This window comes from Escherichia sp. Lx600-2 (assembly GCF_036662595.1).
In the GTDB taxonomy this organism is placed as follows: domain Bacteria; phylum Pseudomonadota; class Gammaproteobacteria; order Enterobacterales; family Enterobacteriaceae; genus Escherichia; species Escherichia coli.
The window spans coordinates 59,099-72,885 of the sequence record NZ_JAYQWM010000011.1 but is presented as its reverse complement, the minus strand read 5'-3'; the positions used below and the strand labels follow the sequence as shown (position 1 = coordinate 72,885).

At 53.2% G+C, this 13,787-nt stretch carries 12 protein-coding genes; 3 read left to right on the top strand and 9 right to left on the bottom strand.

Annotated elements, in window-relative coordinates:
- The 3 genes from ubiE to udp form a co-directional block, all read right to left on the bottom strand.
- Entirely contained in the window at nt 1-756 is a 756-nt protein-coding gene (gene ubiE, locus OQV04_RS06450) for a bifunctional demethylmenaquinone methyltransferase/2-methoxy-6-polyprenyl-1,4-benzoquinol methylase UbiE (protein ID WP_000227958.1), read from the bottom strand.
- A gap of 94 nt (nt 757-850) precedes the next feature.
- Nucleotides 851-2,278 carry a DNA recombination protein RmuC gene (gene rmuC / locus OQV04_RS06445; RefSeq protein ID WP_000347714.1) on the bottom strand — a complete coding sequence of 476 codons (1,428 nt, stop codon included), beginning with the start codon at nt 2,276-2,278 and terminating at the stop codon, nt 851-853.
- Nucleotides 2,279-2,418: 140 nt separating this feature from the next.
- Nucleotides 2,419-3,180, bottom strand: a complete 762-nt coding sequence (udp, locus tag OQV04_RS06440) for a uridine phosphorylase (RefSeq protein ID WP_252706495.1) — start codon at nt 3,178-3,180, stop codon at nt 2,419-2,421.
- A 261-nt stretch (nt 3,181-3,441) separates the two neighbouring features.
- Between udp and OQV04_RS06435 the strand changes: the two genes are divergently transcribed.
- Nucleotides 3,442-4,257: a dienelactone hydrolase family protein gene (locus OQV04_RS06435; protein WP_012304928.1), complete on the top strand. Its 816-nt coding sequence runs from the start codon at nt 3,442-3,444 to the stop codon at nt 4,255-4,257.
- Between the two features lie 39 nt (nt 4,258-4,296).
- Here OQV04_RS06435 and metE read toward each other — a convergent pair whose 3' ends face one another.
- Nucleotides 4,297-6,558 carry a 5-methyltetrahydropteroyltriglutamate--homocysteine S-methyltransferase gene (gene metE / locus OQV04_RS06430; RefSeq protein WP_032281919.1) on the bottom strand — a complete coding sequence of 754 codons (2,262 nt, stop codon included), beginning with the start codon at nt 6,556-6,558 and terminating at the stop codon, nt 4,297-4,299.
- Nucleotides 6,559-6,793: 235 nt separating this feature from the next.
- Here metE and metR point away from each other — a divergent pair, with 235 nt between their 5' ends.
- Nucleotides 6,794-7,747, top strand: a complete 954-nt coding sequence (gene metR / locus OQV04_RS06425; RefSeq protein ID WP_000573615.1) for an HTH-type transcriptional regulator MetR — start codon at nt 6,794-6,796, stop codon at nt 7,745-7,747.
- On the opposite strand, the gene bioP is transcribed toward metR, so the two are convergent.
- From bioP to pldB, 3 genes are all read right to left on the bottom strand, one after another.
- Nucleotides 7,635-8,534 (bottom strand): biotin transporter, encoded by a 900-nt coding sequence (bioP, locus tag OQV04_RS06420; RefSeq protein WP_021578150.1) that lies wholly within the window; start codon nt 8,532-8,534, stop codon nt 7,635-7,637. The genes metR and bioP overlap by 113 nt on opposite strands.
- Nucleotides 8,535-8,609: 75 nt before the next feature.
- A complete protein-coding gene (gene yigL, locus OQV04_RS06415) occupies nt 8,610-9,410 on the bottom strand; it encodes a sugar/pyridoxal phosphate phosphatase YigL (protein WP_032281918.1) in 801 nt (266 codons plus the stop codon).
- Between the two features lie 7 nt (nt 9,411-9,417).
- The gene (gene pldB / locus OQV04_RS06410) at nt 9,418-10,440 is read right to left on the bottom strand and encodes a lysophospholipase L2 (RefSeq protein ID WP_000487654.1); all 1,023 of its coding nucleotides are present in this window, start codon (nt 10,438-10,440) and stop codon (nt 9,418-9,420) included.
- 110 nt (nt 10,441-10,550) lie between these two features.
- Between pldB and rhtB the strand changes: the two genes are divergently transcribed.
- Nucleotides 10,551-11,171, top strand: a complete 621-nt coding sequence (gene rhtB / locus OQV04_RS06405; protein WP_000171710.1) for a homoserine/homoserine lactone efflux protein — start codon at nt 10,551-10,553, stop codon at nt 11,169-11,171.
- Between the two features lie 61 nt (nt 11,172-11,232).
- On the opposite strand, the gene rhtC is transcribed toward rhtB, so the two are convergent.
- On the bottom strand, nt 11,233-11,853 hold the full coding sequence (gene rhtC, locus OQV04_RS06400; RefSeq protein WP_000928824.1) for a threonine export protein RhtC: 621 nt from the start codon (nt 11,851-11,853) through the stop codon (nt 11,233-11,235).
- A 63-nt stretch (nt 11,854-11,916) separates the two neighbouring features.
- Nucleotides 11,917-13,746: an ATP-dependent DNA helicase RecQ gene (gene recQ / locus OQV04_RS06395; protein WP_000035581.1), complete on the bottom strand. Its 1,830-nt coding sequence runs from the start codon at nt 13,744-13,746 to the stop codon at nt 11,917-11,919.
- Nucleotides 13,747-13,787: the final 41 nt, after the last annotated feature.

Here is a 13,787-nt window from a genome sequence, read left to right as displayed (position 1 = left end):
TCAGAACTTATAACCACGATGCAGCGCCACAACCCCTGCCGTCAGATTGTAGTAGTCGACACTTTCGAATCCGGCATCCTGCATCATGGCTTTCAGGGTATCCTGATCGGGATGCATACGGATGGATTCTGCCAGATAACGGTAGCTGTCGGCGTCGTTCGCGACCAGTGAGCCAATACGCGGCAGCACATGGAAGGAGTATGCATCATAGGCTTTGCTCAGCGGCTCGATAATTGGCTTCGAGAACTCAAGCACCAGCAGGCGGCCGCCGGGTTTCAGCACGCGATACATTGAACGCAGTGCTTTATCTTTGTCGGTGACGTTACGCAGGCCAAACGAAATGGTGATGCAATCAAAGGTGTTATCCGGGAACGGCAGCGCCTCAGCGTTCGCCTGAACATACTCAACGTTGCCAATCACACCGATATTACGCAGCTTCTCGCGGCCCATTTTGAGCATGGATTCATTGATATCAGCAAGGACCACTTTGCCAGTTTCTCCGACCAGGCGGGAGAATTTCGCTGTCAGGTCGCCGGTGCCACCAGCCAGATCCAGCACGGTCTGCCCACGGCGTACGCCGCTGCAATCAATCGTGAATCGCTTCCACAAACGATGAATACCAAATGACATCAAATCATTCATGACATCGTATTTTGATGCCACGGAATGGAAAACGTGGGCGACCATATCCGCTTTTTGTTCCTTCGCGACGGTCTGAAAACCAAAGTGCGTCGTTTCTTGTGACTTATCCACCATCTCAATGCCTGCTCATCAAAAAATTGTTCCAGAAGTGTAACAGATTGGGCGTCGATGCCCTAGATTTCTACCCGGCTTAACTACTCCCAATGGGCTAGCGCGACTGCTGATTATATTCATCATCGCGTTGATAAGCTTCATCATTCGGCTGCTCCGGAACCGACCGAAGTCGATACTCTTCATCCTGGCTCACCGCCTGTTCAGCCAAATCCGGATTAATCTCGCGTTTAATTTCTACTCCTAAACCGCGAAACGCTTCTGCCTGCGCCAGCACATTTCCGCGCCCTGAAGAGAGTTTTTTCATTGCCTGCCGATAGTTATCCTGCGCTTTGTCGAGACTTTGACCAATCGCGGACATGTCATCGATGAACAAACGCATCTTGTCGTACAGCTTGCTGGCACGATCGGCGATTTGCTGGGCGTTGCGGCTTTGATGCTCATAACGCCACAGGTTGGCGATAGTGCGCAGCGCCACCAGCAGCGTAGTCGGGCTAACCAGCATGATATTGTTTTTCAACGCTTCGGTGATCAGCTCCGGCTGGCGGTCAAGCGCCAGTAAAAAAGCGGGTTCAACGGGAATAAACATCAGCACGTAATCCAGAGTTCGCAGCCCCGGCAGCTGTTGATAATCTTTGCGTCCCAGCAAACGGATATGGTTACGCACCGACGCGATATGTTCCTGTAGCGCGCTTTCGCGGGTGTAGTCGTCTTCGGCGTTAAAATAGCGTTCATAGGCGACCAGCGTCATTTTGGCGTCGATCACCACATCTTTTCCCTGCGGCAGCCGCACGATGACATCCGGCTGCATCCGCGAGCGGGCGTCATTTTCGATGCTGACCTGGGTTTCATATTCATACCCTTCACGCAGACCGGAAGCCTCCAGCACCCGCGTCAATACTACCTCGCCCCAGTTGCCCTGGGTTTTATTGTCGCCTTTCAGCGCGCGCGTCAGGTTGATCGCTTCCTGGGCCATTTGCGCGTTGAGTTGCTGGAGATTGCGAATTTCGTGGGTCAGGGTATGGCGTTCTTGTGCTTCTTTACCGAAGCTGTCCTGAACCTGACGGCGGAAACCGTCCAGTTGTTCACGTAGCGGCGACAACAGGCTGTTCAGACTCTGACGGTTTTGCTCATCAACCCGGCGATTGCTGTGCTCAAAAATACGGTTGGCGAGGTTTTCAAACTGCTCACTGAGGCGCTGCTCGCTGTTAATCATCTGGCGAATTTTATCGTCAGCATGTTGCTGTGCGGCTTCCATCCGCGTGGTTACTTCACGCAGATCGGCCTCCAGAGAGGTGTTAATACTTTGCAGGCTGCGCACTTCGTTATTGAGTAACTCGCACTCTGCACGCCAGTGCTCGCTTTGGGTAATTTGTTGTTTTGCCGCGCTTAACTCCGCGACCATCTCTTCACGTTCAGCTAATTGCTCGGCTTTTTGCTGCGCATGTTGATAACTGGCAAACAGCCAGCCAATTGCCACACCCACCAACGCAATAACTGCGTAAACCATGATTGAGAAATCCACAACGCCTCCTGACGCAACAACTTACCCGCACAAAATAGAATTGTGCTGTACAAACGTCCAGTTGGAAAGGCATTTCCTGCGAGGCGCTACGCAAAAATACAAAAGGCCGAACGCGTCGGCCTTCAGACAGGAGAAGAGAATTACAGCAGACGACGCGCCGCTTCCACCACGATTTTCACCGCTTGGCTTTCAGTTTGTTTCATCGTCTCAGCATTCGGGATCTCTTGCTGGGTGCGGTTAACGATAACACCCGCTACCATACCGGCACGCAGGCCCTGACTTGCACACATGGTCAGCAGGGTTGCAGATTCCATTTCATAGTTCATTACGCCCATCGCCTGCCACTCTTCCATAGAACCTTTAAAGTGACGAACTACGCGACCAGAGTAAGTATCGTAACGTTCCTGACCTGGGTAGAAGGTATCAGAAGAAGCTGTCACGCCAACGTGAGTTGTCGCGCCAATGGATTTCGCAGCTTCAACCAGCGCAGTCGTACATTCGAAATCAGCGACAGCCGGGAATTCCAGCGGTGCGAAGTGCAGGCTCGCGCCATCCAGACGGACAGACGCCGTGGTAACCAGGACATCACCCACATTAATATGCGGCTGAATAGCGCCCGTTGTACCGATACGCAGGAAGGTGCGAATGCCCAGCTGTGCCAGCTCTTCAACAGCAATAGAGGTAGACGGGCCGCCGATACCGGTAGAGCAGACGATAACAGATTTACCATCCAGCTCTGCACGCCAGGTAGTGAATTCGCGGTGAGATGCCAGCTTAACCGGCTTATCCATCAGCGCGGCGATCTTTTCCACACGATCCGGGTCGCCAGGGACGATGGCAAGCGTAGCCCCTTGTAAATCGTTTTTAGTGAGGCCGAGATGAAAAACATCAGACTTGGACATATACAACTCCTCTGTGAATCGGTTTAGTCAGAAGAAGCAAAAAGACACTTTACCGAAGGGTTTAACATTTTTTCGTGATACTCATCACCATGACGCAAATGCGTTGCATAAATTTACCCACCAAAAGTGATGCAAATCACATAAATCACTCTTCATTCTGCAGGACTGCATAAAAGATGAGCCGATTCAGGCAATGTGATTTGTTGCATGCTGACTATAGTTAACATTGCGCAACATTTTTATAAGGGTACGGAGAATACCATGGCAACAACACAACAATCTGGATTTGCACCTGCTGCATCGCCTCTCGCTTCGACCATCGTTCAGACCCCGGACGACGCGATTGTGGCGGGCTTCACCTCTATCCCTTCACAAGGGGATAACATGCCTGCTTACCATGCCAGACCAAAGCAAAGCGATGGCCCACTGCCAGTGGTCATTGTAGTGCAGGAAATTTTTGGCGTGCATGAACATATCCGCGACATTTGTCGCCGTCTGGCGCTGGAGGGGTATCTGGCTATCGCACCTGAACTTTACTTCCGCGAAGGCGATCCGAATGATTTTGCCGATATCCCCACGTTGCTTAGCGGTCTGGTAGCAAAAGTGCCTGACTCGCAGGTGCTGGCCGATCTCGATCATGTCGCCAGTTGGGCTTCCCGCAACGGCGGCGATGTTCATCGTTTAATGATCACCGGATTCTGCTGGGGTGGACGTATCACTTGGCTGTATGCCGCGCATAATCCACAGCTAAAAGCCGCAGTGGCGTGGTACGGCAAACTGACGGGCGATAAGTCGCTGAATTCACCGAAACAACCTGTTGATATCGCAACCGATCTTAACGCGCCGGTTCTCGGCTTATATGGCGGTCTGGATAACAGTATTCCGCAGGAGAGCGTTGAAACCATGCGCCAGGCGCTGCGGGCTGCTAATGCGAAAGCAGAGATTATCGTGTACCCGGACGCCGGGCATGCATTCAACGCTGATTATCGCCCGAGCTATCATGCCGAATCTGCGAAAGATGGCTGGCAGCGTATGCTGGAATGGTTTAAGCAGTATGGTGGGAAGAAGTCGCTGTAATGAGAAAAGACCGGGTGGTATTACCACCCGGTTTGGATTTTACCCCCGACGCAAGTTCTGCGCCGCCTGCACCATGTTCGCCAGTGCCGCGCGGGTTTCTGGCCAGCCGCGCGTTTTCAGGCCACAGTCCGGGTTGACCCACAGGCGCTCTGCCGGAATGCGTTTTGCCGCTTTCTTCAGCAAGGCTTCAATCCATTCTACGCTCGGTACGTTTGGCGAGTGAATGTCATAGACGCCTGGACCGATTTCATTCGGATAATCAAACTCTTCAAACGACTCCAGCAACTCCATGTCGGAACGCGAGGTTTCGATGGTGATGACGTCTGCATCCAGTGCCGCAATCGAATCCATGATGTCGTTGAACTCGCAATAACACATGTGAGTGTGGATTTGTGTGTCATCTTTCGCCACGGCGGCGTTGATACGGAAGGCCTCCACGCCCCACTGGAGATATGCATCCCAGTCGCTACGACGCAGCGGTAAACCTTCGCGCAGCGCCGGTTCATCAATCTGGATGATGCCAATTCCTGCGGCTTCCAGGTCCGCCACTTCATCACGCAGCGCCAGCGCAATTTGTTTGGCGATAGTTTCACGGCTGACATCTTCACGCGGGAACGACCAGCAGAGAATGGTCACCGGGCCAGTCAGCATCCCTTTCACCGGTTTATCAGTCAGCGATTGCGCATACTTCGCCCACTCCACGGTAATCGGTGCCGGGCGACTAACGTCACCAATAACAATCGGTGGCTTCACGCAGCGGGAACCGTAGCTCTGTACCCAACCGTTTTGCGTAAAGACAAACCCGTCGAGGTGCTCGCCAAAGTATTCCACCATGTCATTACGCTCGGCCTCGCCATGTACCAGCACATCCAGTCCCAAACGTTCCTGTTCAACAATGGCCTGCCTGATATGTTCCGCAATGCCCGTGCGGTAGTTATTGGCGTCGAGATTGCCCTTTTTGAAATCCAGACGCAGGGTACGAATTTCCGTGGTTTGCGGGAAGGAACCAATCGTGGTGGTCGGCCACGCTGGCAGTTTAAAACGCGCACGCTGGGCTTCAGCACGCACTTCATAGACATTCGCACGCTGGCTGTCCTGGGCGGTGATCGCCGCCAGACGCTTTTCTACCGCCGGATTATGTACACGAGTAGAGTGACGACGCGCCTGAATTGGGGCGCTCCACTCTGCCAGAGCTGCCGTGTCACCACTGTTCAGCGCATCGCGCAGCAGTGCCAGTTCATGGCATTTTTGTAGGGCGAAGGCAAACCAGCTTTTCACTTCTGCATCAAGACGCGTTTCCACGCTCAGGTCGATGGGGCTGTGCAGCAACGAGCAGGAAGATGCCACCCACAAATCACGTTTGCCGACAATGTCCTTAATTTGCGCATATTTCTCAGTAAGATCGGCGCGCCAGACGTTACGACCATTGATCAGACCCGCAGACAGCAGCCAGTCAGAAGGCAGGCGCTTGTGCAGTTCAACAACGTCATCTTTACCATGTACAAGGTCCACATGCAGCCCCTGAACAGGCAGCGCAGTAATCGTGTCGAGATTTGGCGTTACGCCTTCAAAATAGGTGGTCAGCAGCAGTTTCACCTGTCCCTGGAGCGCGTCGTAAGCGGGTTTGTATGCGTCCAGCCACGCCTGTGGTAGTTCCAGTACCAGCGCGGGTTCGTCGATCTGTACCCACTCAATACCGCGTTTCGCCAGTTCTGCCAGCACTTGCTGATAAACCGGCAGAATGTCGTTCAGCAGGCTCAGGCGATCAAACTGTTCACCTTTCACTTTCCCCAGCCACAGCCAGGTAACCGGCCCCAGCAGCACAGGTTTCACCTTGTGGCCCAGCGCCAGCGCCTCGTCCACTTCCTCCAGCAGCTGCGTCCAGGTCAGTTTGAACTGTTGGCCCTTAACGAACTCCGGCACCATGTAGTGATAGTTGGTGTTAAACCATTTGGTCATTTCCGCTGCCGCCGCAGGTTCGCCAGTCGGCGCACGTCCACGACCAATACGGAACAGGGTGTCGATATCTACCGAACCATCTTTGTTCTGATGACGCGCTGGAACGTTACCCAGCAGCAGACTGGTGGTCAGTACATGATCGTACCAGGCAAAATCGCCCACCGGCAGCAGGTCGATACCCGCTTGCTTTTGTTGATCCCAGTGACGAGCACGCAATTCACGCCCTACCGCCAGCAGTTCTTCACGCGTGGAGTTCCCCGCCCAATAACTCTCTTGCGCTTTTTTCAGCTCGCGACGCAGGCCAACGCGAGGGAAACCGAGGGTGTGATTCAATATTGTCATTTTTCTTCCTCTAATTATATGTAAATCCTATGGATTTTGAATTTAGGGAAGGCGGCAAGTTTATTCATCCCCGGGAGCTTACTGAAGTAAGTGACCGGGGTGGAGAAACGCAGCCAACGCACCATAAATTTAAAAGACGAAGGATTTTAGCCGTCCAGATGTTTACACATCCATAATTGGCGGTTACTGTATATTCCTCAAGCGCAAATTATTCATGCCGAAGTGAAGGACTTTCATGATCGAAGTAAAACACCTGAAAACGCTACAAGCGTTGCGGAACTGCGGCTCTCTCGCAGCCGCTGCGGCGACGTTGCATCAGACGCAATCCGCCCTGTCTCACCAGTTTAGCGATCTGGAACAACGCCTTGGCTTCCGGCTATTTGTGCGTAAGAGCCAGCCGCTACGCTTTACACCGCAGGGAGAAATCCTGTTGCAACTGGCAAACCAGGTGCTGCCGCAAATCAGCCAGGCACTGCAAGCCTGCAATGAACCGCAGCAGACGCGTCTGCGCATTGCCATTGAGTGCCATAGCTGTATTCAGTGGCTGACACCCGCGTTAGAAAATTTCCATAAGAACTGGCCGCAGGTAGAGATGGATTTTAAATCGGGCGTGACGTTTGACCCGCAGCCCGCGTTGCAACAGGGCGAGCTGGATCTGGTGATGACCTCCGATATCCTGCCGCGCAGTGGCCTGCATTATTCGCCGATGTTCGATTATGAAGTACGCCTGGTGTTAGCACCTGACCATCCACTGGCGGCAAAAACGCGTATTACACCGGAAGATCTCGCCAGCGAGACGCTGTTGATTTATCCGGTGCAGCGTAGCCGACTGGATGTCTGGCGGCATTTTCTTCAGCCGGCAGGCGTCAGCCCGTCACTGAAAAGCGTCGATAACACCTTATTGTTGATTCAGATGGTTGCCGCGCGGATGGGTATTGCCGCGCTACCACATTGGGTAGTAGAGAGTTTTGAGCGCCAGGATCTGGTGGTGACAAAAACCCTGGGCGAAGGCTTGTGGAGCCGGCTGTACGCCGCCGTGCGCGATGGCGAGCAGCGTCAGCCGATTACAGAAGCATTTATTCGCTCAGCGCGCAATCACGCCTGCGATCATCTGCCGTTTGTGAAGAGCGCGGAGCGACCCACTTACGATGCACCCACAGTGAGGCCAGGATCACCAGCGCGCCTGTAATAAACGTTGGCCAGTGCGGCTGTTGGTGCCAGATAGCCAGGTTTACCAGCAGCCCTGCCGGAACGTGCATATTATTCATAATGCCCAGCGTTCCGGCGTCCACCTGCGTCGCGCCGTAGTTCCACATAAAGTAGCCAATCCCGGAAGCCACCACGCCAAGAAACACCAGAATGCTCCATTGCAACGTGGTTTGCGGCATTTTCTGCGCATTTCCCAGCAAGAACCATGCAATTACCGCCACCAGGAACGCGCCAAGATAGAACCACGCAAAGGCGTTATGCTGCGGCATCGGGCGAGTTTCCATCAGGCGTTTGTAACCCACCATGCCGATGGCAAAAGTGATATTGGAGAGTTGCACCAGCAACAAGCCAGTCCAGAAATGGTCGGTGACCTGATCATAGCGAATAATCCCGGCACCAATCACCGCCAACAAGGCACTAAAAGCATATCCCCAGCGCAGACGGCGCTTACTCATGATGTCATAAATCAGCGTGATGTAGAGCGGCGTCAGTACGGTGAACAGCAGCAGTTCGGAAACCGTCAGGTAGAGATAAGCGCGGAAACTCAGCATATACATCACGCCGAGCTGCATCGCGCCCACCAGCATATACAGGCCGACTGTTTTCAGGCTATTGCCACGGGTACGCAGAAACGGCAGAAAAACGAGTGCCGCCAGGCCAACGCGCACCAGCACCGCAAAATAGCTATCGACGTGCCCCGCAAGGTACTCGCCATAAAAGCTAAAGGAGAAGGCCCACAGAATCGTGGTGATGATAAGTAGCGCCACAATGGAAAACTCTTTGATTAACGAGTATCCATTGTAGCGAAGTATCAGGTTGACAACTGACCAAATAAAGAACGATTACGATAAATAGAGTTTACGCAGATAATGCGACACCGCGTCGTCGGCATTAGTACCAATCACTTCCAGCTCGGGATGAAGGTCTTTCAGACGCTGGTGCGCACTGCCCATAATGCAGCCTTTCCCCGCCATCGACAGCATTTCGGCATCGTTCATCCCGTCACCAAACGCAATACAATCCTTCAGGCTGTAGCCCAGTTTCTTCGCCACCGCTTCCAGCGCATGGCCTTTTGAAACGCCGCCCGCCATCACTTCCAGACAGGTTAAGGTAGAGAAACTGACGTTGACGCGATCGCCCCAACGAGCGTTAATCGCCTGCTCCAGCGGCAGCAGTTGTTCATGGGAATCGCAGGTGAAGAACACTTTGCTGACGCCTTCCGGCTCCAGTAATCCAGGCTCATACAGCGCATATTTGAACACCGCTTCTTTAAAAAAGCGCATCTCTTCCGGGCGATGGCGATTCATAAACCATTCGTCGTCGCGATAAACGTTAGTAATGATGTCCGGATTGTCGTTGACTACGCCAAACAGATCGCTGGCAATGTCGCGATCCAGGTTATGAGCAAAAATCAGATTACCATCCAGATCGTGAACGCGCGCACCATTGGAGGTAATCATGTAAGACTTAATCTCCAGATTATCGCGAATTTGCCCCACATCAACGTGGTGACGACCGGTCGCAAACACAAAGTTGATGCCGCGCGCGGTGAGCAGCTTCAGAGTTTCTTTGGCGTAAGGGGATAACGTATGGTCGGGAGAAAGTAACGTGCCATCTAAATCAGACGCAACAACCTGGTACATAAGAAATTTAAACCTCTGTAGAGCGGTTTCCGCTGGGTGAGTTATGCCTGTTGAAAAAATCAACGATGGCGTGGAGCGCGACTGAGCGCATTGCGTCCTTTTCAAAAAGGATCTCATGGTAAGCACCTTTAATTACCAACGGCCGTCCTCCTTCGACAGGATGGCCCGCGGCGGTGCGGAGTTCACAAAAACGGTCATGCATGCGGTTATCCACCACGCGTTCCTCTTCAGCCTGCAAGAGAAGCGTTGGCGTGGCGTCATCACCCGCACCGGCTAACACCTGTTCGCCAGCCAGAATACTTTCGCGTACCCAATGGTAGGTCGGCCCACCGACGCGAATCGTTGGGTCATCAGCATAGAAGCGTAAGTTACGTCGATATCGCTGTCTGCTGTGGGTCAGTACGTTGATAGCAAACGGCAACGCGCGCCAGCGCCCGGTGCCTATTGCATAGCCATCACGGAAACGTGGATGCGCTTCGGCCCAGTTGAGGATCTGCCGTGCCATAAATGACGGCATACGAATCACGATCCCAAACATTGGCGCAGTTAGCGCAATGGCGTCACATACACCTGGATGGCGTTGCAGAAATAATGTGGAGATCGCACCGCCCATCGAATGTGCCAGTATATAGCGTTTACGCCACGGACCGGGCTGGACCTCCTGTTGCCAGAATGCCGCCAGATCATCAACATAATCATTAAAGCGATTAACATGCCCGAGATGCGGATCGGCTAACAGGCGACCGGAACGTCCCTGCCCGCGATGGTCGATGATTAAGACATCAAACCCCAAATGGAACAAATCGTAGGCCAGTTCCGCATATTTTACGTAGCTCTCAATACGCCCCGGGCAGATGACTACCACCCGGTCATGGTGCTGTGCGCGAAAACGGACAAAGCGCACCGGAATGTCATCCACACCAGTAAACTCTGCTTCATCACGCTGACGCCAGAAATCAGTCAGCGGTCCCATGGTAAAAGCAGCAAACGCGTTTTCTCTTGTTTCCCAGTCTTTTTGCTGCTGAAACATCGGGTAATCTGCCTCTTAAACCACGTAAAATCGTTTTTTTTAGCGTGCCTGACACAACGCTGCGACAGTAGCGTATTGTGGCACAAAAATAGACACACCGGGAGTTCATCATGACCTTAGAATGGTGGTTTGCCTACCTGCTGACATCGATCATTTTAAGCCTGTCGCCAGGCTCTGGTGCAATCAACACTATGACCACCTCGCTCAACCACGGTTATCGCGGCGCGGTGGCGTCTATTGCTGGGCTTCAGACCGGACTGGCGATTCATATTGTGCTGGTTGGCGTGGGGTTGGGGACGCTATTTTCCCGCTCAGTGATTGCGTTTGAAGTGTTGAAGTGGGCAGGCGCGGCTTACTTGATTTGGCTGGGAATACAGCAATGGCGCGCCGCTGGCGCAATTGATCTTAAATCGCTGGCCTCTACTCAATCGCGTCGACATTTGTTCCAGCGCGCAGTTTTTGTGAATCTCACCAATCCCAAAAGTATTGTGTTTCTGGCGGCGCTATTTCCGCAATTCATCATGCCGCAACAGCCGCAACTGATGCAGTATATCGTGCTCGGCGTCACCACTATTGTGGTCGATATTATTGTGATGATCGGTTACGCCACCCTTGCTCAACGGATTGCTCTATGGATTAAAGGACCAAAGCAGATGAAGGCGCTGAATAAGATTTTCGGCTCGTTGTTTATGCTGGTGGGAGCGCTGTTAGCATCGGCGAGGCATGCGTGAAAAATAATGTCGGATGCGGCGTAAACGCCTTATCCGACTTACTCTGAAGACGCGTCTGGCATCACCGCGAAATAATCAAATGAATGCCAAATCCGGCAAATAACGCCCCGGCAAAACCATCAATCCACTTCGCCAGACGTTGATAACCACGGCGCATTTGCGGCAGGGCAAACAGGCTGGCAACGACGGTAAACCACGCCAGTGTTTCGACAATGATCAGCGCAAAAATGCCCCAGCGCGCGGTAGTGCCAACGTTATCACCGACAAACAATGAGAACACCGAGCCAAAGTAGATAATCGCTTTCGGATTAGCGAGATTGGTCAGTAAACCTTTCAGGAAACTGCGCCCACTTTTCGCCAGCTCGACCTGTGGCGCAGGTGCAGAAACCGCCTCTTTTTTCAGCGCGCCGCGCAGCATCTGGTAACCCATCCAGCAGAGATACAGGCCACCGCCAACCATAATCAGCGTATGCAGCCAGGCCATTTTTTCGATAATCAAATGCAGGCCAAGCAACGCAATCCCTGCCCAAACCATAACGCCGCAGGTAATACCCAGCACGCCCATCATCGCTTCTTTACGGGAACGACTGACAGCGGTCTGAGAGACAAAAAAGAAATCGGGACCGGGACTCATAAGCGCCACAATGTGCACCATGGCGACGGTGAGAAATAACATCAACATACATTTGACTCGCGGGGGAAACGTTTACGGAGTCTTCATCCTGGCACTTTTTTATGCTGCTGACTACTCTTCGTCGTCGCCGTCGACATGCGCACGAATCAGCGCCATAAACGGTTTACCAAAGCGTTCCAGCTTGCGCATCCCAACGCCGTTAACGCTGAGCATTTCGCTGGCGGTGATCGGCATCTGTTCAGCCATCTCAATCAAGGTTGCGTCGTTAAACACCACGTACGGCGGGACATTGCTTTCATCGGCAATCGATTTACGCAGTTTGCGTAATTTGGCGAACAGTTTGCGATCATAGTTGCCGCCGAACGATTTCTGCATCGCTTTCGGTTTGAGCGCCACGATACGCGGCACGGCAAGTTGCAAAGAGGATTCGCCGCGCAGCACCGGGCGCGCGGCCTCTGTCAGTTGTAGGGCAGAATGCTGGGCAATATTTTGCGTCACCAGGCCGAGGTGAATCAGCTGGCGGATCACGCTCACCCAATGTTCATGGCTTTTATCACGGCCCATGCCATAGACTTTCAGTTTGTCATGACCATAGTCGCGGATACGCTGGTTATTAGCACCACGAATCACTTCCACCACATAACCCATCCCAAACCGCTGATTCACACGACCAATGGTGGAAAGGGCAATCTGAGCATCGGTTGAACCGTCGTACTGTTTCGGCGGATCGAGGCAGATATCGCAGTTCCCGCACGGCTCCTGACGCCCTTCGCCAAAATAGTTCAGCAATACCAGACGACGGCAAGTTTGCGCTTCGGCAAACGCGCCCATCGCATTGAGTTTGTGGCGCTCGATATCCTGCAACTGCCCCTGCGGCTTCTCTTCCAGACAACGGCGCAGCCACGCCATATCAGCTGGATCGTAAAACAACATCGCTTCCGCAGGCAGGCCATCACGCCCGGCGCGACCGGTTTCCTGATAATAGGATTCGATATTGCGCGGAATATCAAAGTGGACCACGAAGCGAACGTTTGGTTTATTGATGCCCATGCCGAACGCCACCGTCGCCACCACAATTTGCAAGTCATCGCGCTGGAATTTCTCCTGCACGTCGGCGCGGACATTATTTTCCAGCCCGGCATGATAGGCCGCCGCGCTAATACCCTTGCTTTGCAGGCGCGCAGCGGTGTCTTCTACTTTCGCCCGGCTGTTGCAGTAGATAATGCCGGACTTACCGCGCTGTTCCTGCACGTAGCGCATCAACTGATCGAGCGGTTTGAATTTCTCCATCAGCATGTAGCGAATATTCGGACGGTCAAAACTGCTGATTTGAATCAGCGGATCGTTCAGCCCCAGCAGGCGCACGATATCCTGGCGCGTGGTGTCGTCGGCTGTGGCGGTCAGCGCCATAAACGGCAGCGTCGGGAACCGCTGGCGCAACTGACCGAGCGCGGCATATTCCGGGCGGAAATCGTGGCCCCATTGGGAGATACAGTGCGCTTCATCAACGGCTAATAACACCGGATTCCAGTGCGCCAGATGCTCAAGAAAGTTATCCAGCATCAGGCGTTCCGGGGCGATATAAAGCAGACGAATTTGCCCGGTGCGGCAGCCTGTCATCACTTCAAGTTGCTGTTCGCGGGTTTGCGTCGAGTTAAGGCACGCCGCCGCCACGCCGTTGGCTTGCAGTTGATCCACCTGATCTTTCATCAACGAAATCAGCGGTGAAACAACCACGGTAAGGCCGTTTAGCAATAAGGCAGGAATTTGATAGCAAAGGGATTTTCCGCCACCGGTGGGCATGACGACCAGGCAATCGCGACCGGAAAGCACAGTGTCGATAATTTCTTCCTGGCCGGGGCGAAACTGTTGGTAGCCAAAGGTTTCTTGTAAAACCTGTTTAGCTCCGGACTCCAGATTCAACACTTCCGCCTGCGCCACATTCACCCCGATTGCCTGAAATAAAAACAGGCGCTATTTTC

Coding starts and splice junctions, on each gene's coding strand:
- ubiE (WP_000227958.1), bottom strand. CDS start 756: ATGGTGGATAAGTCACAAGAAACGACGCACTTTGGTTTTCAGACCGTC.
- metE (WP_032281919.1), bottom strand. CDS start 6,558: ATGACAATATTGAATCACACCCTCGGTTTCCCTCGCGTTGGCCTGCGT.
- udp (WP_252706495.1), bottom strand. CDS start 3,180: ATGTCCAAGTCTGATGTTTTTCATCTCGGCCTCACTAAAAACGATTTA.
- pldB (WP_000487654.1), bottom strand. CDS start 10,440: ATGTTTCAGCAGCAAAAAGACTGGGAAACAAGAGAAAACGCGTTTGCT.
- rhtC (WP_000928824.1), bottom strand. CDS start 11,853: ATGTTGATGTTATTTCTCACCGTCGCCATGGTGCACATTGTGGCGCTT.
- yigL (WP_032281918.1), bottom strand. CDS start 9,410: ATGTACCAGGTTGTTGCGTCTGATTTAGATGGCACGTTACTTTCTCCC.
- OQV04_RS06435 (WP_012304928.1), top strand. CDS start 3,442: ATGGCAACAACACAACAATCTGGATTTGCACCTGCTGCATCGCCTCTC.
- metR (WP_000573615.1), top strand. CDS start 6,794: ATGATCGAAGTAAAACACCTGAAAACGCTACAAGCGTTGCGGAACTGC.
- rhtB (WP_000171710.1), top strand. CDS start 10,551: ATGACCTTAGAATGGTGGTTTGCCTACCTGCTGACATCGATCATTTTA.